Raw genomic sequence first — 17,197 nt, 5'->3', positions numbered from 1 at the left:
GCCTGTGAGGATTTGAAAATCCTCCCCGGAACGGGGAGGGGGACCGCGCGAAGCGTCGTGGAGGGGCGGTGCCTCATGGAACCGTGGTAGCGAGACCACGCGCGGTCTAAGGGTTGCGTCATGAGGCACCGCCCCTCCACCACGCCCCAAGAAAGAGGGGCGCGGTCCCCCTCCCCGTTCCGGGGAGGATTAACAATGGCACCGTCGTTATCAAACCAGCGATCCCACGAACTTTTCAAACAGGTAGAAACTGTCCTGCGGCCCCGGGCTCGCTTCGGGATGGTACTGTACGCTGAAGGCATTCTTGCCGGTGATCGCGATGCCGCAGTTCGATCCGTCGAACAGCGACACATGCGTTTCCACGACGCCCTCGGGCAAAGTTGCCGCATCGACCGCAAAGCCGTGGTTCATCGAGGTAATCTCGACGACGTTGTCTTCGATCCGCTTGACCGGGTGATTGGCACCGCGATGGCCCTGGTGCATCTTGATCGTCTGCGCACCAGCGGCGAGCGCCAGCATCTGGTGGCCAAGGCAAATGCCGAACACCGGGACATCGGCATCAAGCAGCCCCTTGATCACCGGCACTGCGTAGGCACCGGTGGCCGCCGGATCGCCCGGACCGTTCGACAGGAACACGCCTGCCGGTTGCAAAGCGATGATCGCCTCCAGCCCGGTTTCTGCGGGCACCACAGTGACATTTGCGCCGGCTTTGACCAGATTGCGGAAAATATTGTCCTTCGCGCCATAGTCGATCGCCACGACATGCGGGTGCGTGCCATCGCACGCAGACGTATAGCCCTCGCCCAGTTGCCAGATCGAGCCCTGCCAGTCCTCGTTGCCTTCGCGGCTGACTTTGACGGCCAGGTCCATGCCTTTCAGCCCGGGCCAATTGCGCGCGCGGTCCATCAGCGCCTCGATATCGAAATCGCCCTTGGGGTCATGCGCTATCACGGCGTTGGGCGCGCCGCTGATTCGAATGCGGCGGGTCAGCGCGCGGGTGTCGATGCCGGAAATGCCGATCTTGCCCTGCAATTCCAGCCAGCGGGAGAAATCGGCCTGGCTGCGAAAATTGGCCGGCGCCGTCACGTCTTCGCGCACGATGCAGCCCACCGCGCCGGCAACGCCGTGGCTTTCCATGTCTTCGCTGCATGTGCCGACATTGCCGATATGCGGAAAGGTGAATGTGACGATCTGCCCGGCATACGACGGATCGGTCATCACCTCCTGGTATCCGGTCATCGCCGTGTTGAAGCACACTTCGCCCACCGCGTTGCCGACAGCGCCAAAGCCGCGGCCCCACGCGATATGCCCGTCGGCGAGCACGAGCACAGCGGTAGCATCTTTCGGCGTGGCCCCGTCGGGGCGGGTGCCCTCGGAGATGGGCGCGTGCGAAAGTGCGGGGTCGGCCATGGTCTGGGGCGCTCCGTTGGTCAATTATTTGCGATGTTGCTAAGCCGCGTCCGCTAGGCCCAAGCGCGTGCAGCGTCAACCTAGCATGGCGTTTAATCTTCGCCTAAGGCGAGGCATCTTCCTCAGAAAAGAGCATGCGATGATCCGCGATACCATCAAGGCCGCCCAGATTTCCGCGATGAAAGCCGGCGACAAGCCGCGCCTGAACGCCGTGCGCCTGATCCTGGCCAAATTGAAAGACCGCGATATCGAATTGCGCACCGCCAGCGCCGTGCCCGACGATGACCAGCTGGCGGTCGATGTGCTGCAGAAAATGGCCAAGCAGCGCCGCGAATCGATCGCGCTGTATGAAACCGGCGGCCGCCAGGAACTGGCCGATATCGAACATGGCGAGTTGGCGGTGATCGAGGAATTCCTGCCCGCGCGGCTGAGCGAAGACCAGGTCCGCGCAATCATCACCGCGCTGATCGCCGAAACGGGCGCCACCAGCGTGAAAGACATGGGCAAAATCGTCGGCGCGCTGAAAGCGCGCCATGGCACAGAGATCGACATGGGCGCAGCCAGTGGCCTGGTGAAAGCCGCCCTGTCCGCGTGATCGCGGAACCCAATCCTGTCGGCGTGACCACACGATGAGCCTGTCGCCCCAATGGCTGGATGAACTGCGCACGCGGGTGACGCTGTCGGCACTGATCGGGCGGACCGTGCGCGTGCAGAAGGCCGGGCGCGAATTCAAGGCGTGCTGCCCGTTTCATAACGAGAAATCGCCCAGTTTCACGATCAACGACGACAAGGGGTTCTACCACTGCTTCGGCTGCGGCGCGCATGGCGACGCGATCCGTTGGATGACCGACCATCAAGGCCTGCCGTTCATGGATGCGGTCAAGGAATTGGCCGCGATTGCCAATATGGATGTGCCCGCGCCCGACCCCCGCGCAGCGCAGCGCGCCGAGGCGGCCAGGACGCTGCACGACACGATGGCCGCGGCGCAGGCGTATTTCCGCGCCAGCCTGACAGGTACGGGCGGCGCAGCGGCGCGCGCGTACCTGGCAACGCGCGGGTTTCCGGCCAGCGTGATCGACAGCTTCGGGTTCGGATTTGCACCCGATTCGCGCACCGGGCTGAAAGCGGCGCTGGTGTCGTTCGGCGATGCGCAACTGATCGAATGCGGGTTGCTGATCGCGGTCGAGGGCCGCGATCCGTATGACCGGTTTCGCGGGCGGCTGATGCTGCCGATCCATGACCCGCGCGGGCGGGTCATCGCGTTTGGCGGGCGGATCCTGTCGGCGGAAAAGACCGATGCGCCCAAGTATCTCAATTCGCCCGACACGCCGTTGTTCGACAAAGGCCGCACGCTTTACAACCTGCACCGCGCCGCGCCGACCGCGCGCACCAAAAACCGCGTGATCGTGGTCGAGGGCTATATGGACGCGGTCGCGCTGGCGGCGGCAGGGATCACCGAAGCCGTGGCGCCGCTGGGCACTGCGCTGACCGAAGACCAGATCGAACGGCTGTGGCAGGTCGCGCCCTGCCCCGTGCTGTGTTTCGATGGCGATGCGGCGGGGCAGCGCGCGGCCCGCCGGGCGATCGTGCGAGCGCTGCCGTTGCTCAGGCCGGGGCACAGCCTGTCGATCGTCACGCTGCCCGACAAGATGGACCCCGACGACGTGATCAGGAAACAGGGTCCCGCCGCGATGGAAACCCTGCTGGGCCAGGGCACCTCGCTGATCGAAGCCTTGTGGCAGACCGAGCGCGACGCCGGGCCACTGGAAACGCCCGAGGCCAAGGCCGGGCTGAAACAGCGGCTGATCGAACAGACCGATACCATCCAGCATGGTGATATTCGCGCGCTGTACCGTCGTGATCTGCTCGACCGGTTTGGTGCACTGGCCTATCCCGCGCGCGACCGGGGCGCACCGTTTCAGCGCCAGGCGGGCAATGCCAACCGGCGCGGCACCAAGGATGCCAAAGGCCGCTGGATGCCGCCCGAACAACCGTTGGGCGCGGCCGACACCGCGCGCCTGCAACTGGTCGGACAGTTCGGCAAAGTGCTGGCGCCGCTGCTCAACGCCGTGCTGGCCGGATTGATCGCCAACCCGCGCGAAATTTCACGTCATGCCGAGGCACTGGCGCATCTCGAACCGGGTGATGCAGAAATGGCACACCTGCTCGACACATTGCTTCACCTGGGCGAATCGCTGGACGCTGGCGATTTGCAGGCAAGTGGTCTTGAAAGCGCAAGCCTGGGTCCCATATTGACAAAACGCGGGGTCAAAGTGCCCAATTCCGCCGATTTTGGCGGCCTGCCATACGGCGCAATTGCCGGCGGCGATGCCGATCTGATCGCCGAAGCAGTGGAACTGCTGGTGGAAATGCCCCGGGTCGAAGCTGCAATGGCGCAGGCCACGCAAGCGGCGGAACACGAATTGAGCGAACAAAGCTTCGCAGAACAGCAAAGACTTGTGCAACGAAGGCTGGCTTTGCGTGCGCGATTAGGGCACATGGGTCGTGCCCGTGCAGCGTTATAATTATAGCATAAAATATTGTTGGAACATCGTCGGGCGTCTCAACAGGGACGCGGCGCAAACGGGTGGTACCGGGGTTCAATGGCATCGAATGACAAGACCGACGGCGGCGATGCTCCGCTGATCGACCTCAACGACGCTTCGATCAAGAAGCTGATTGCACGCGCGAAACGCCGCGGGATCATCACGTACGATGAATTGAACGAGGCCCTGCCGCAGGACCAGATGAACTCGGAACAGATCGAGGACATCATGGCCGCGATTTCCGAGATGGGCGTCAATATCGTCGAAAGCGACGATGACGCGGTCGATCCCGAAGATCGCGAAGCCGAAGACCGTGAGGCCGAAGAGCCCGAAACCGGCATGGACGACCGCCCGGTCGTCGAAAAGCGCAAGGAAACCATCGAACGCACCGATGATCCGGTGCGGATGTACTTGCGCGAAATGGGCGCGGTCGAACTGCTGAGCCGCGAAGGCGAAATCGCCATCGCCAAGCGGATCGAAGCTGGCCGCGATACGATGATCATGGGTTTGTGCGAAAGCCCGATCACGTTCCACGCGATCATCCAGTGGTCCGAAGCGCTGAACGCCGGCGAGATGCAGCTGCGCGAAATCCTCGATCTCGACGCGATGCTGTCGAAGGAGCCAGCGCCTGAAAACCTGAGCGAAGACGGCGAAGAGTCCACCGGTGAAATCACCGAGGCGACCGCCGGCCCGACGTTCAAAGAAGAAGAAGAAGTCGAGGAGGAACCCGCCGCCGAGGACGAGGACGACGAGCTGCGCGAACGCCGCACGCCGCGCGCCGAGGAAGAGGAAGAAGAGGACAACACCCTCTCGCTCGCCCAGATGGAGGCGCAGCTGAAGCCTTCGGCGCTCGAAAAATTCGCCGAAATCACCGAATCGTTCCGCGCGTTCGAAAAGCTGCAGGCCGCGCGCCTCGATGCGATCGGGCTGGGCATCAATTTCCCGGCGGCCAAGGAAACGCGCTATCACGCGTTGCGCGAAGAGCTGACGGCACTGGTGGAATCGGTGCAGTTCCATGCGACCAAGATCGAATACCTGGTCGACAACCTGTACGCATTCAACCGCCGGCTGACGACGCTGGGCGGGCAGATGCTGCGCCTGGCGGAACGCCACAAAGTGCCGCGCAAGGATTTTCTCGACAGCTATGTCGGGCGAGAGCTGGATGAAGGCTGGATGCCCAGCGTCGCCGGTCGCGACAAGAAATGGGGCGCATTCGTCACGATCGAAGGCAGCGCGGTCGAACGCATCCGCATCGAGATTTCCGATATCGCGTCGGCCACCGGCATGTCGCTCGGCGAATTCCGCCGCATCGTCAACATGGTGCAGAAGGGCGAGCGCGAAGCGCGCATCGCCAAGAAGGAAATGGTCGAGGCCAACCTGCGCCTGGTTATTTCCATCGCCAAGAAATACACCAATCGCGGCCTGCAGTTCCTGGATCTGATCCAGGAAGGCAATATTGGCCTGATGAAGGCGGTCGACAAATTCGAATACCGCCGCGGCTACAAGTTTTCGACATATGCAACCTGGTGGATCCGCCAGGCGATCACGCGCTCGATCGCCGACCAGGCGCGCACGATCCGCATTCCGGTGCACATGATCGAAACGATCAACAAGCTGGTGCGAACCAGCCGCCAGTTCCTCCACGAGCAGGGCCGCGAGCCTACGCCCGAGGAAATGGCCGAGCGCCTGTCGATGCCGCTCGAAAAAGTGCGCAAGGTGATGAAGATCGCCAAGGAGCCGATCAGCCTGGAAACGCCGATCGGCGACGAGGAGGATTCGCATCTGGGCGATTTCATTGAGGACAAGAACGCGATCATCCCCGTGGATGCCGCAATCCAGTCCAACCTGAAGGAAACCGTGACCCGCGTGCTCGCCAGCCTGACCCCGCGCGAAGAACGCGTGCTGCGCATGCGCTTTGGCATCGGGATGAACACCGATCATACGCTGGAAGAAGTCGGCCAGCAGTTTTCGGTGACGCGCGAACGCATCCGCCAGATCGAGGCAAAGGCCTTGCGGAAATTGAAACATCCAAGCCGCAGTCGGAAGATGCGGTCGTTTCTGGATCAGTAAGACAAGGCGCCGGGGGAAACTCCGGCGTTTTGCATTTGGGGGGAATTTTGATGGCACACCGTCCGCGTTTCGCGATGTTTGCGCTGCTGGCGTTGACGCCACTTTCGGCGCAGGCCGAAACGGCGCCTGTTGCCGGCGCGGCGAGGGCCGGGGCCGATTTGCCCGATCCCGAGCGGCTGGCGCTGGCGCAGCAAGTCATTGCCATCGTGCTACCGCCCGATCAGGCCGAGCTGACCGTAACGCGGATGATGGACGCGATTACCGCGCCGATGATTGCCAGCGCCGGCGCAAAATTCGACAGCGATCCCGGATTGAAAACGATCTGGGCCAGTTTCATCGACCAAGTCACCGCAACCGCGCGGGAAACGATGCGCAGCTTGATACCCCGGATGCGCGTCGCCTATTCGGTCGCCTATGCGCGCCATTTCACGCGCGATGAATTGACCCAGATCCTGGCATTCGGAAAAACACCGACTGGCGCGAAGTATCTGAGCCGTGCGAGCGAATTGATGCAGGACAGCAGCATCAAGGCGCTGATGGTCCAGTCCATGAACCAGACAACGGACAAGATGCAGCCTGCCATCGAGAGCTTCAAGGTCAGGATCAAGGCCTACCTGGCAGCGCATCCCGAGGTGGCGAAGAAACTTGCGCAGTAGGGTGGCGCAACAACCCGCTGGCCAAAATTCGCCGACGCGATATCGTCATCGTTCTGCGCTATCCGACCGGGCTGGACCCTGTTTTCAAGTGAGCACTGCACCGTGGCCGATCGCGTTCGTCAGGCATTGGAACGAGCCCACCCCGCTGTATTTGCAGCGGTTGCGGGCACGGCAGGCTTTTGCGCCTATTTCGCGATGTATGCGTTTCGCAAGCCGTTTACCGCCGCGACATTCGACGATGTGCCGGGCTGGCATATGGCGCTCAATTACAAGATCGCACTGATCGTTGCGCAAGTCGCCGGCTATGCGCTGTCCAAATTTGTCGGGATCAAGGTAATCGGCGAAATTCAGCCACGCCATCGCGCGGCTGCGATCCTGGCGCTGATCGGCATATCCTGGCTCGCGCTGGTCGCCTTTGCACTGATCCCCGCGCCATGGAACGTGGCGGCGCTGTTCGTCAATGGCGTGCCGCTGGGGCTGATCTGGGGGCTGGTCTATGGCTTCATGGAGGGGCGGCGCATTTCGGAAGTGCTGGCATCGATGCTGTGCGCCAGTTTCATCCTGTCGTCGGGCGTGGTCAAATCGATCGGCACCTGGCTGATGACGGACATGCACGTCGACCGGTTCTGGATGCCGGCGGCGACGGGCGTGATCTTCATGCCGATGCTGCTGGTCGCGGTCTGGGTACTGAGTCAGCTTCCACCGCCCAACGCGCGCGACCAGGCCGAACGCGTGACGCGCGCGCCGATGACGGCGAGCGAACGGAGCAGTTTCCTGCGCGCCTATGCGCCGGGCCTGTTTGCGATCGTGCTGGCCTATGTGCTGCTCACCGCGTTCCGCGATTTTCGCGACAATTTCGCGGCCGAAATCTGGACGGCGCTCGGCCATGGCGGGGAAGCGGGGATTTTTTCCGCCAGCGAACTGCCCGTGGCGGTGATCGCGCTGGTCGCGATGGCGCTGGTGATCATGGTCCGCGACAACCGGCGCGCTTTGATGGTCATCCATGCGATGGTCGCCGGCGGGTTTGCGCTGCTGGGGCTGGCCACGCTGGCATTCCAGATGCATTGGATTTCGCCGCTGGCGTGGATGATCCTGGCGGGATCGGGGCTGTATATCGCGTATAACCCCATCAACGCCGTGCTGTTCGACCGGCTGGTCGCGGCAAGCGGGCGGATCGCGAACGCCGGGTTTTTGATCTATGTCGCGGATTCGTTCGGGTATCTGGGCAGTGTCGTGCTGTTGCTGTGGCGCAATTTCGGGCAGTCGTCGGTAAACTGGCTGCAGTTTTTCACCGCCGGCGCCTATATCACCAGTGTGATCGGAACGCTTTTGACGATGCTCGCAGCGCTGTATTTCTATCGTCGCTCGGCCGTTCCCGCCAGCAAGGGCGCTGCGTCGCCGCTGCCAGGTGTCGCTGCGGCACGCGCATGACAAAGGATTGCCGCGTCGCCACCACCATCGACCGCTCTTGTCCCCGCATCCTCGACCAGGGCGCCGCGCTGCGGATCGAAATCGATGGCGAAGCCCGGCGGTTTCACGCGATCTGGCTGCGCGACAATGCCATGGATGCGCAAACGCGCAGCACAACCAACGGTCAGCGCCTGATCACCCTGCTCGATATCCCTGCCGACATCACGATCGCCAGTGCCGAATGGGCCGGCGACCGGCTTCGGGTCTGCTTCGCACCCGAAGGCAAAGTGGTCGATTTCGCAGCCGACTGGCTGGCCGCGCATGCCTACGACACGCCGCAAACTCGCGCGAGCGGATGGACCAAGCCCGGCATCACACGGTGGGATGCATCCGCAACGGTGTGCAGCGCGCGCTATGGCGACATTTGCGGCAATGACGCAGAGCGGTTGCGCTGGCTGACCGCGATCCGCGAATACGGTGTCGCCCGGCTGACCGGCGTGCCCACCACCGATGGTGTTCCCGCTGAAATCGCCGCACAGTTCGGCTATGTGCGCGAAACCAATTACGGGCGGATTTTCGACGTACGGGTCGAGGTCAATCCCAGCAACCTGGCCTACACCAACCTCGGGCTGCAGGCACACACCGACAATCCCTATCGCGACCCCGCCCCGGGCCTGCAGATCCTCGCCTGCCTGCACAACGATGTCGAGGGCGGCGATTCGATCGTGGTCGACGGATTTGCGATCGCCGCGCGATTGCAGGCAGAATGGCCCGAAGGGTTTGCGCTGCTGACTCAAACCCCGGCACGGTTTGCCTATACCGGCGCACAGGGCGTGCGCCTGCATGCCAAAAAGCCGCTGATCGAACTCGGCCCCGACGGCGAATTGCTGGCGGTGCGGTTCAACAACCGTTCCGCCGCGCCGTTTACCGACATCGCCTATGACCGGATGGCAGGTTATTACCGCGCCTATCGCCGGATGGCCGAACTGGTCGACGATCCCGCGCTGGCGATGCGCTTCCGGCTGGCGCCGGGCACGGCGTTCGTCGTCGATAACCTGCGCGTGCTCCACGCGCGCACCGCGATTACCAGCCAGGGCAATCGCCACCTGCAAGGCTGTTACGCCGACCGGGACGGATTGCTGTCGACCCTTGCCGCACTCGAAGAAAGCACCAGGCCATGAGCGCCCATGCCGATGACATCGTCGCGCTGATCGCCGACATTTTCAAGCGCCGCGGCGCCGAGGCGTACCTTGGCGAAGCGGTGACAATGGCGGAGCATATGCTCCAGACCGCGACGCTCGCGCACCATGCCGGCGCACCCGATGCGCTGGTGGCGGCGGCCTTGCTGCACGATATCGGCCATTTTACGAGCGAATTCGGCGCGTACCGGGACGATGACACGGTCGACCGGCGTCACGACGATGCCGGCGCCAAAGTCCTTGCCGGGCATTTTCCGCCGCGCGTGGTCGAAACCGTGCGGCTGCATGTGACGGCCAAGCGCTATTTGTGCGCGGTCGAGCCGGCGTATTACGATGCGCTGTCGGGTGCGTCGAAGCACAGCCTGAAGCTGCAGGGCGGGGCGATGAATGCCGAGGAAGTCGCCGCGTTCGAGCAATTGCGCGAACACGCCGACGCCGTGCTGGTGCGCCGGTGGGACGATGCCGGCAAGGTGCCCGACATGCGGACGATGACCTTCGAGGAATTCCGCCCGTTGCTGGCGCGTACCGCGTCCTGCCCCCCTTCCGGTTAGGGGAAGGAGTTAAGAGACGGGCCGCGTCGTCTGGCTGTATGCCGGAATCGTATCGGCGATCGGCGCCGCGCGGATCATCAGCGCGATCGCGACCGCCGCCAACCCGCAGGCCAGCACCGCGACGCGGCGCGAGCGGCGCGGCAGCGGGTGCCATAGCGGCAGGATCGTGACTGTCGCCAGCACCAGCGGCAACGCGGCGACCAGCGGCAGATCGCTGCCCACACCCTGGATCAACTGGTGCCCCAGCATGAATTGATACCCGACCACTCCGCCGGCGATCACCACCGCGATCACGCGCCAGACCCGGCCCCCCGGCAACAGCGCAATAACTGCCGCCAGCAGCACCGGCACGACCACGACATAAGCCGCAACCGGCGCCAGCACCTGCAACGCCGCGCCCAGCAACCAGCATACCACCAAGGCGCCGACCAGCGCCGCGCGCATTGGTCGCCACCGCGCCACGACGATGAAAAACGCACTCATCGCGCTGAGCACCGCCATCGCCTCGATCCGCGGGATCGCCGCCAGGCGGTCGTAATAGTTCGGCCCGCCGACATGAAACGACACCAGGTTCGCGCCCATCGCCAGCAGCGCGGTCATCCCGGCGAGCCCCAGGATACGCCCCGCCCCGCCCAGCGCCGCGCGCCAATGCCCCCGCCCGCGCCCGCACTGGTGCCAGATCATGCTGATCGCAGTGGCCGCCAGCACCAGGGCGATCCACCCGGCAAACGCCGGCAGCGCAACCATGGTCAGCCCGAACAGATCGAAAAACACCACGTCATCCGCGGGCTTGGGCATTTCGGGGGCGCCCAGCAGCGCGCGCGTCAGGTCGAGCGTTTGCCCGCCGATATCCTGTACCGATCCCTGGTCCAGCCGATCGGCGGTCGCCTTGGGCGAATGGTACAGCGCCGGCCGCCCAATGAAGGCGAAGTTGTACGCCGCCGCGTGATGCTGCGCGGCCCAGCCAAGCGCCTCACTCAGATCGGTGTTGTTGGGCAGCACATGGTACAGATACGTCGCCAGCGATGATCCGCCAGGGTGATGGATCGCGTGGGCTGCCAGCGCGATCGCATTGCCATTGTGATCCGCGGTCTGAAACAGCGTCGCGCGCCCCCCGCCGCCGCGCGATTCAAGATTGATCACCGCGCCGAGATGATCGCGCACAGGATCTGCCGCCGGCGGCAACCCGACAAAAAACCGCCGTGCGCCATCAAGCCCCACTTCCTCGCCATCGGTAAACAGCACCACCAGATCGCGCGGCGGCCGGGGTCCTGCGCCAACCGCACGCACGGTTTCCAGGATCGCGGCCAGCCCGGTGCCGTCGTCCGCCGCTGCGGGAGACCCGGCAACACTGTCATAATGCGCCATCAGCGCAACCGCCGGCAAGGCCCGGTTCGTGCCGGGCAACACCGCGATCACATTGGTCAGGATATGGGGCCGATCGGCCGGCCCACCCCAGTCGATATCGCGCGCGATACGGTCGGCATCGGGCACAAACGCGTCTGTCCGCACTGTCATCCCCAGCCCCGCCAGCCGTTGGACCAGATACGCGCGCAACTGCGCTTCGGCGGCCGAGCCTGCGGGATGGGGCACGCGCGCGATCACGCGGATATCGGCCATGGCGCGCCCGGCGGAAAATTCCGACAGCGGGCGGTCTGCAGGGGCCGGCCAGGGTGTCGTCGTGCCGATAATCGCCAGCACCAGCGCCAGCACCAGCACCGACAGCGCGGGATAATGGCGCATGACGGTGTCCAGCAGTCTGCCCATCGCACCAGTCTCCTCTGATGAAGCTCTAACGCCGGTCGTGGTATAAAGGCAAATTATGTGGTGCCTAAGCGCGGATGGCCTTATGGGCGGCGCACACCGAATCCACCCGTCATTCGACAGTCAGGTTTGCCCCGCCCTTGCGCATCGCCATCGCCTCCGACCACGCTGCATTCGCGCTGAAGGCAGAACTTGCCGCCGCTCTGGCGCAATGGGGTCACGAGGTGATCGATCTGGGGCCGGACAGCGATTCGCGCGTCGATTATCCCGATTACGGCTACAAGCTGGCAGATGCGATAGCCGGCGGCAGCGCCGATCGCGGCGTGGCGCTGTGCGGATCGGGCATCGGCATTTCGATCGCGGTCAATCGCCATCCGGCATGTCGCGCCGCGCTGGTTTCCGATCCCTATTCGGCCACGCTGGCGCGCGAACACAACGATGCCAATGTCATCGCGATGGGTGCCCGGCTGGTCGGCATCGACCAGGCCAGGGCCTGTCTCGAAGCATTTCTGGCCGGCGAATTCGCCGGCGGCCGCCATGCCGGCCGTATTGCCAAGCTATCCAGTCCAACATTGTGACACTTATGCAGGGAGCGCCGACGATGACCGCAACCACCAATTTGCAAGATATCGGGCCAGACATCCGCAAGCCGGGTTTCTTTACCGAGCACCTCGCCAGCGCCGATCCCGAGATCAACGCCGCGATCCGCAAGGAGCTGCATCGACAGCAGACCAAGATCGAGCTGATCGCGTCGGAAAACATCACCAGCCTCGCCGTTCTGGAAGCGACCGGATCGATCTTCACCAACAAATATGCCGAAGGGTATCCGGGCAAGCGCTATTATGGCGGTTGCGAATACGCCGATATCGTCGAGAACCTGGCGATCGAGCGCGCCAAGCAGCTGTTCGGCTGTGAATTCGCCAATGTGCAGCCCAATTCGGGCAGCCAGATGAACCAGGCCGTGTTCCTGGCGCTGCTGTCGCCGGGCGACACCTTCATGGGGCTCGATCTCAATTCGGGCGGACATCTCACGCACGGTTCGCCGGTCAACATGAGCGGCAAATGGTTCAAGCCGATCCCGTATGGCGTGCGCCCCGACGATCACCTGATCGATATGGACAATGTCGCGGCGCTGGCGCGCGAGCACAAGCCCAAGCTGATCATCGCGGGTGGCACCGCCTATTCGCGGCCATGGGATTGGGCCGCGTTCCGCAAGATTGCCGATGAAGTGGGCGCATACCTGCTGGTCGACATGTCGCATATTTCGGGCCTGGTCGCGGGCGGCGCGCATGATTCTCCGGTGCCGCACGCGCATGTCGTGACCTCGACCACGCACAAGTCGCTGCGCGGGCCGCGCTCGGGCGTGATCCTGACCAACGACGAAGCGCTGGCCAAGAAATTCAACATGGCGGTGTTTCCCGGCCTGCAGGGCGGGCCGATGATGCACACGATCGCGGGCAAGGCGATTGCGTTTGGCGAAGCGCTGCGTCCCGAATTCAAGGCTTATGCCCACCAGGTCGTGGCGAATGCGCGTGCGCTGGCCAAAAGCCTGCAGGACAATGGCATTGCGATCGTTTCAGGCGGCACCGACAACCACCTTATGCTGGCCGACCTGACCGTGAAGGACGTCACCGGCAAGGCGGCCGAAAAAGGCCTCGATCGGGCCTGGCTGACTTGCAACAAGAACGGCGTGCCGTTCGACAAGCGTTCGCCGTTCGTCACCTCGGGCATTCGCCTGGGCACGCCGGCGGCCACGACACGCGGGTTTCGCGAAGACGAGTTCCGCATCGTCGGCGAATTGATCGCCCAGGTCGTCGAAGGGCTTGCGCGCAACGGCGATGAGGGCGATGGGCAGGTCGAACAGCGTGTGCGCGACAAGGTCGCCGAATTGTGCGCCGCCAACCCGATCTATCCGGAGATGTAATTGCGCTGCCCGTTTTGTGCCCATGACAACAGCCAGGTCAAAGACAGCCGGCCGAGCGAGGACAACACCTCGATCCGCCGGCGTCGGGCCTGCGAAGGGTGCGGCGGGCGGTTCACCACGTTCGAACGCGTACAATTGCGCGAAGTGATCGTGATCAAATCCGATGACCGGCGCGAACCGTTCGACCGCGCCAAGATCGAACAGTCGGTTACGCTCGCCTGTCGCAAACGGCGGATCGATCAGGAACGACTGGACCAGCTGGTCACCGGCATCCAGCGCCAGATCGAAACGCTGGGCGAAAGCGAGGTGCCGTCGAAGCGCATCGGCGAAACCGTGATGGACGCTTTGCGCGAAATCGACAGCGTCGCGTATATCCGCTTCGCCAGCGTCTATCGCGACTTCACCGAAGCGCGCGATTTCGAGGAATTCGCCAGCACCGTGCGCGAAGTTGGCCATCCTTGATAAGCCCTGCACCCGTTATCGTGCTGGTCCGCCCGCAACTGGGCGAAAACATCGGCAAGGCCGCGCGCGCGATGCTCAATTTCGGCCTGACCGAATTGCGCCTGGTCGCCCCGCGCGACGGCTGGCCCAATCCCAGCGCCGGACCATCGGCGGCCGGCGCCGACAGCGTGATCGCCGATGCCAAAGTCTATGATACGCTGGCGGACGCGGTGGCGGACTGCGCGCATGTCTACGCCACCACGGTGCGCAAACGCGGCGTAACCAAGCCGGTGATCACCCCCGAAGCCGCCGGTACTGCCATTGTCGCAGGCCCAGGATTGAGCGCGATCGTATTCGGCCCCGAACGATCCGGCCTCGATACCGAAGACGTCGCCTTGGCGCGCACGATCATCACCGTGCCGATAAATCCCGAATTCGGCTCGCTCAACCTCGCCCAGGCGGTAATCCTGTGCGCGTATGAATGGTCGAAGCACAAGGACCTGGCGCAACCGCCGATCGAGGAAATCCTGCCCCCTGCCCCGCAGGCCGAATTTGAAGGCATGTTCGAACAGTTGTCCGCAATGCTCGAACCGCTCGGCTATTTCGAACCCGAAATCCGCGCCCCGGCCACACGCCGCACGTTGCGCACGATTCTGACCAAGCCCGCTTGGAACCACTACGAATTGCGCACACTGCGCGGTGTGCTGACGACGATCACCCGCAAACCGCGGCCCTGATCCGGGACTTTGCTTGACATCGGCTTTCAAGTCTGGTCATGCGCGCGCTTCCACGCGAACCCCGGCGGCCACGGCTGTTCCGGAACCAGGTCCGATTGGCCCCGCACACCCGGTGAAGCGGAGGCCGCATGGCGTATATCGGCGTCATGGTGCGAAGCCGGGTCTTGAAAGGGGCAATGGCAATCGTGCCGCGTCCCTTGCGCAAATGAAAGGTACCTTGCGTGTCGAAACGTAAGTCTTCGAAGTTCAAACTTGACCGCCGCATGGGCGAAAATATCTGGGGCCGTCCCAAGAGTGCGGTCAACCGCCGCAGCTATGGCCCCGGCCAGCACGGCCAGCGTCGCAAGAGCAAAGTGTCGGATTTCGGCATTCAGCTGCGCGCCAAGCAGAAGCTCAAGGGCTACTATGGCGACGTTACCGAAAAGCAGTTCAAGGCGACGTACCAGGAAGCCTCGCGCATGAAGGGCGACACCGGCCAGAACCTGATCGGCCTGCTCGAACAGCGTCTCGACATGATCGTCTACCGCGCCAAGTTTGCGCCGACCATCTTTTCGGCACGACAGATCGTCAGCCATGGCCATATCCTGGTCAACGGCGTGCGCTGCAACATCGCCAGCCGTCGCGTGCGCCCGGGCGACGTGATCAGCCTGGGCACCAAGGCCAAGGAAATGGCGTTGATCGCCGAAGCCCTGACCCTGCCCGAGCGCGATGTGCCGGAATATGTGTCGAGCGAAGCCGACAAGGCGACCTTCGTCCGCGTTCCGACGCTGGACGAAGTGCCGTATCCGGTGAAGATGGAACCCAACCTGGTCGTCGAATTCTATTCGCGCTGATCGGCGGGTTTCATTGCCAAGCTACGAAAAGGCGGGGGCAACCCCGCCTTTATTGTTAGGGTACACCATCCACACCCCCACTCACGAGTCATTCCCGCGAACGCGGGAATCCAGGTGCAGCGGCTCGAATCCGTAATCGGTGGCCAGATCGCGCCAATCGGGGTTGGCCGTTTCGATCAACTCCAACTTCAAAGTCCGGCGCCACTTCTTGATCCGCTTTTCGCGCAGGATCGCGGACGCCATTTCCACGTGTGGTTCGAACCAGACCAGCATTTTGACGGCATAAGCTTCAGTGAACCCGCCAAACGTACCCTGCCGATGTTGCGCCACGCGTTTCAGTAGGTTCGACGTCACGCCTACGTACAACGTGCCGTTACGCCTGGACGCCATCAGGTAAACCATGGGGGCGAAGTCGCGAGCCATTGCAGCGTTGTAGCTGGATTCCCGCGTTCGCGGGAATGACTCAGTTCTAAAATGGCTACGTCTTGAGATAATCGCGCCGGAATTGCGCCGCGAAGGCCGCGAACGTTCCGCCGGCAATCGCCGCGCGCATCGCCGCCATCAACTGCTGGTAAAACCAGATGTTGTGCTCGGTCAGCAACATCGCGCCGAGCATTTCGCCAGCGCGGTGCAAGTGGTGCAGATACGCGCGGCTGTATTTCGCGCAGACCGGGCACGCGCAGCGCGCATCGAGTGGTTCTGAGTCCTCGGCGTGGCGCGCGTTGCGGATATTGACCGGTCCGGCCCAGGTGAACCCCTGCCCGTTTCGCCCTGATCGGGTCGGCAATACGCAGTCGAACATGTCGACCCCGCGCTCGACCGCCCCGACCAGATCATCGGGCTTGCCCACGCCCATCAGATAGCGCGGTGCGGCCTCGGGCAACTGGCCTGTTGCGAAATCGAGCGTGGCGAACATCGCCTCCTGCCCCTCACCCACGGCAAGGCCGCCGATCGCGTAGCCATCAAAGCCGATCGCCGCCAGGGCGCCCGCGCTTTCGGCGCGCAGCCGTTCGTCCAGCCCGCCTTGCTGAATACCGAACAGCGCCGACCCGGCCGCATGCTCGCCGCCCGCATCGAACGCATCACGGCTGCGCCGGGCCCAGCGCATCGACATTTCCATCGACCGCGCGATCACGTCACGCGGTTGATCGATCTTCGGGCATTCGTCGAAACACATCACGATATCCGACCCCAGCAGACGCTGGATTTCCATCGACCGTTCGGGGCTGAGCATGTGGCGCGACCCATCGAGATGGCTGGCAAACGTCACGCCGTCCTCGGTGATCTTGCGCAACGATGACAGGCTCATCACCTGATATCCGCCGCTGTCGGTCAATATGGGCCGGTCCCAGCCGCCGAACTTGTGCAGGCCCCCGAGCCGCGCCATCCGCTCTGCGCCCGGGCGCAGCATCAGGTGGTAGGTGTTGCCCAGGATGATATCGGCGCCGGCGGCGCGCACATCCTCCATTTTCATCGCCTTGACCGTGGCGGCGGTTCCGACCGGCATGAACGCGGGCGTGCGGATGTCGCCGCGCTGCATGCGAATGACGCCGGTGCGCGCGCGGCCATCTGTGGCGTGGATATCAAATGCAAATCGGGTCATGGTGCGGCGCTGTTCGACGGGAAAGGGATTGCGGCCTTTACGCACGATTGCCA

At 63.6% G+C, this 17,197-nt stretch carries 16 protein-coding genes; 12 read left to right on the top strand and 4 right to left on the bottom strand.

Translation table 11 applies throughout. From position 1 onward, the window contains the following. Nucleotides 1–210 precede the first annotated feature (210 nt). Nucleotides 211–1,410, bottom strand: coding sequence for a glutamine-hydrolyzing carbamoyl-phosphate synthase small subunit (carA, locus tag ACOOE2_RS08525; RefSeq protein ID WP_420382587.1), 1,200 nt, complete (start codon nt 1,408–1,410; stop codon nt 211–213). 139 nt (nt 1,411–1,549) lie between these two features. Between carA and ACOOE2_RS08520 the strand changes: the two genes are divergently transcribed. The 7 genes from ACOOE2_RS08520 (at nt 1,550) to ACOOE2_RS08490 (ending at nt 9,842) form a co-directional block, all read left to right on the top strand. Further along, nucleotides 1,550–2,005, top strand: a complete 456-nt coding sequence (locus ACOOE2_RS08520; protein WP_420382586.1) for a GatB/YqeY domain-containing protein — start codon at nt 1,550–1,552, stop codon at nt 2,003–2,005. A gap of 34 nt (nt 2,006–2,039) precedes the next feature. Further along, the gene (dnaG, locus tag ACOOE2_RS08515; RefSeq protein ID WP_420382585.1) at nt 2,040–3,935 is read left to right on the top strand and encodes a DNA primase; all 1,896 of its coding nucleotides are present in this window, start codon (nt 2,040–2,042) and stop codon (nt 3,933–3,935) included. Nucleotides 3,936–4,013: 78 nt separating this feature from the next. Continuing rightward, entirely contained in the window at nt 4,014–6,026 is a 2,013-nt protein-coding gene (gene rpoD / locus ACOOE2_RS08510) for an RNA polymerase sigma factor RpoD (RefSeq protein ID WP_420382584.1), read from the top strand. Between the two features lie 50 nt (nt 6,027–6,076). Continuing rightward, nucleotides 6,077–6,682, top strand: coding sequence for a DUF2059 domain-containing protein (locus ACOOE2_RS08505; protein ID WP_420382583.1), 606 nt, complete (start codon nt 6,077–6,079; stop codon nt 6,680–6,682). 102 nt (nt 6,683–6,784) lie between these two features. Continuing rightward, nucleotides 6,785–8,113: a DUF5690 family protein gene (locus ACOOE2_RS08500; RefSeq protein WP_420382582.1), complete on the top strand. Its 1,329-nt coding sequence runs from the start codon at nt 6,785–6,787 to the stop codon at nt 8,111–8,113. Next, nucleotides 8,110–9,273, top strand: a complete 1,164-nt coding sequence (tmpA, locus tag ACOOE2_RS08495; protein ID WP_420382581.1) for a 2-trimethylaminoethylphosphonate dioxygenase — start codon at nt 8,110–8,112, stop codon at nt 9,271–9,273. Before ACOOE2_RS08500 ends, tmpA begins: the two co-directional genes overlap by 4 nt. Next, a complete protein-coding gene (locus ACOOE2_RS08490; protein WP_420382580.1) occupies nt 9,270–9,842 on the top strand; it encodes an HD domain-containing protein in 573 nt (190 codons plus the stop codon). Before tmpA ends, ACOOE2_RS08490 begins: the two co-directional genes overlap by 4 nt. 9 nt (nt 9,843–9,851) lie before the next feature. Here ACOOE2_RS08490 and ACOOE2_RS08485 read toward each other — a convergent pair whose 3' ends face one another. Then, nucleotides 9,852–11,609, bottom strand: a complete 1,758-nt coding sequence (locus ACOOE2_RS08485) for a M20/M25/M40 family metallo-hydrolase (RefSeq protein WP_420382579.1) — start codon at nt 11,607–11,609, stop codon at nt 9,852–9,854. Between the two features lie 137 nt (nt 11,610–11,746). Here ACOOE2_RS08485 and rpiB point away from each other — a divergent pair, with 137 nt between their 5' ends. The 5 genes from rpiB to rpsD all read left to right on the top strand — a co-directional run bounded on the left by rpiB (nt 11,747) and on the right by rpsD (nt 15,541). Further along, the gene (rpiB, locus tag ACOOE2_RS08480) at nt 11,747–12,184 is read left to right on the top strand and encodes a ribose 5-phosphate isomerase B (protein WP_420382578.1); all 438 of its coding nucleotides are present in this window, start codon (nt 11,747–11,749) and stop codon (nt 12,182–12,184) included. A 23-nt stretch (nt 12,185–12,207) separates the two neighbouring features. Continuing rightward, entirely contained in the window at nt 12,208–13,530 is a 1,323-nt protein-coding gene (gene glyA, locus ACOOE2_RS08475) for a serine hydroxymethyltransferase (protein ID WP_420382577.1), read from the top strand. Next, the gene (gene nrdR / locus ACOOE2_RS08470; protein WP_420382576.1) at nt 13,531–13,992 is read left to right on the top strand and encodes a transcriptional regulator NrdR; all 462 of its coding nucleotides are present in this window, start codon (nt 13,531–13,533) and stop codon (nt 13,990–13,992) included. It begins immediately after the preceding gene. Further along, nucleotides 13,989–14,708, top strand: coding sequence for an RNA methyltransferase (locus ACOOE2_RS08465; protein WP_420382575.1), 720 nt, complete (start codon nt 13,989–13,991; stop codon nt 14,706–14,708). Before nrdR ends, ACOOE2_RS08465 begins: the two co-directional genes overlap by 4 nt. Before the next feature lie 221 nt (nt 14,709–14,929). Next, nucleotides 14,930–15,541, top strand: coding sequence for a 30S ribosomal protein S4 (gene rpsD, locus ACOOE2_RS08460; RefSeq protein ID WP_420382574.1), 612 nt, complete (start codon nt 14,930–14,932; stop codon nt 15,539–15,541). Between the two features lie 81 nt (nt 15,542–15,622). Here rpsD and ACOOE2_RS08455 read toward each other — a convergent pair whose 3' ends face one another. Next, nucleotides 15,623–15,964 carry a GIY-YIG nuclease family protein gene (locus ACOOE2_RS08455; protein WP_420382573.1) on the bottom strand — a complete coding sequence of 114 codons (342 nt, stop codon included), beginning with the start codon at nt 15,962–15,964 and terminating at the stop codon, nt 15,623–15,625. Between the two features lie 55 nt (nt 15,965–16,019). Next, the gene (gene tgt, locus ACOOE2_RS08450; protein WP_420382572.1) at nt 16,020–17,144 is read right to left on the bottom strand and encodes a tRNA guanosine(34) transglycosylase Tgt; all 1,125 of its coding nucleotides are present in this window, start codon (nt 17,142–17,144) and stop codon (nt 16,020–16,022) included. Nucleotides 17,145–17,197: the final 53 nt, after the last annotated feature.

Source organism: Novosphingobium sp., from assembly GCF_965214355.1.
Lineage (GTDB): Bacteria > Pseudomonadota > Alphaproteobacteria > Sphingomonadales > Sphingomonadaceae > Novosphingobium.
Note: the sequence above shows the minus strand (reverse complement) of the source record. Positions and strands in the feature narration are given on the sequence as shown.

Coding starts and splice junctions, on each gene's coding strand:
- glyA (WP_420382577.1), top strand. CDS start 12,208: ATGACCGCAACCACCAATTTGCAAGATATCGGGCCAGACATCCGCAAG.
- ACOOE2_RS08490 (WP_420382580.1), top strand. CDS start 9,270: ATGAGCGCCCATGCCGATGACATCGTCGCGCTGATCGCCGACATTTTC.
- tgt (WP_420382572.1), bottom strand. CDS start 17,144: ATGACCCGATTTGCATTTGATATCCACGCCACAGATGGCCGCGCGCGC.
- carA (WP_420382587.1), bottom strand. CDS start 1,410: ATGGCCGACCCCGCACTTTCGCACGCGCCCATCTCCGAGGGCACCCGC.
- rpoD (WP_420382584.1), top strand. CDS start 4,014: ATGGCATCGAATGACAAGACCGACGGCGGCGATGCTCCGCTGATCGAC.
- tmpA (WP_420382581.1), top strand. CDS start 8,110: ATGACAAAGGATTGCCGCGTCGCCACCACCATCGACCGCTCTTGTCCC.
- dnaG (WP_420382585.1), top strand. CDS start 2,040: ATGAGCCTGTCGCCCCAATGGCTGGATGAACTGCGCACGCGGGTGACG.
- ACOOE2_RS08520 (WP_420382586.1), top strand. CDS start 1,550: ATGATCCGCGATACCATCAAGGCCGCCCAGATTTCCGCGATGAAAGCC.
- ACOOE2_RS08485 (WP_420382579.1), bottom strand. CDS start 11,609: ATGGGCAGACTGCTGGACACCGTCATGCGCCATTATCCCGCGCTGTCG.
- ACOOE2_RS08505 (WP_420382583.1), top strand. CDS start 6,077: ATGGCACACCGTCCGCGTTTCGCGATGTTTGCGCTGCTGGCGTTGACG.
- ACOOE2_RS08455 (WP_420382573.1), bottom strand. CDS start 15,964: ATGGCTCGCGACTTCGCCCCCATGGTTTACCTGATGGCGTCCAGGCGT.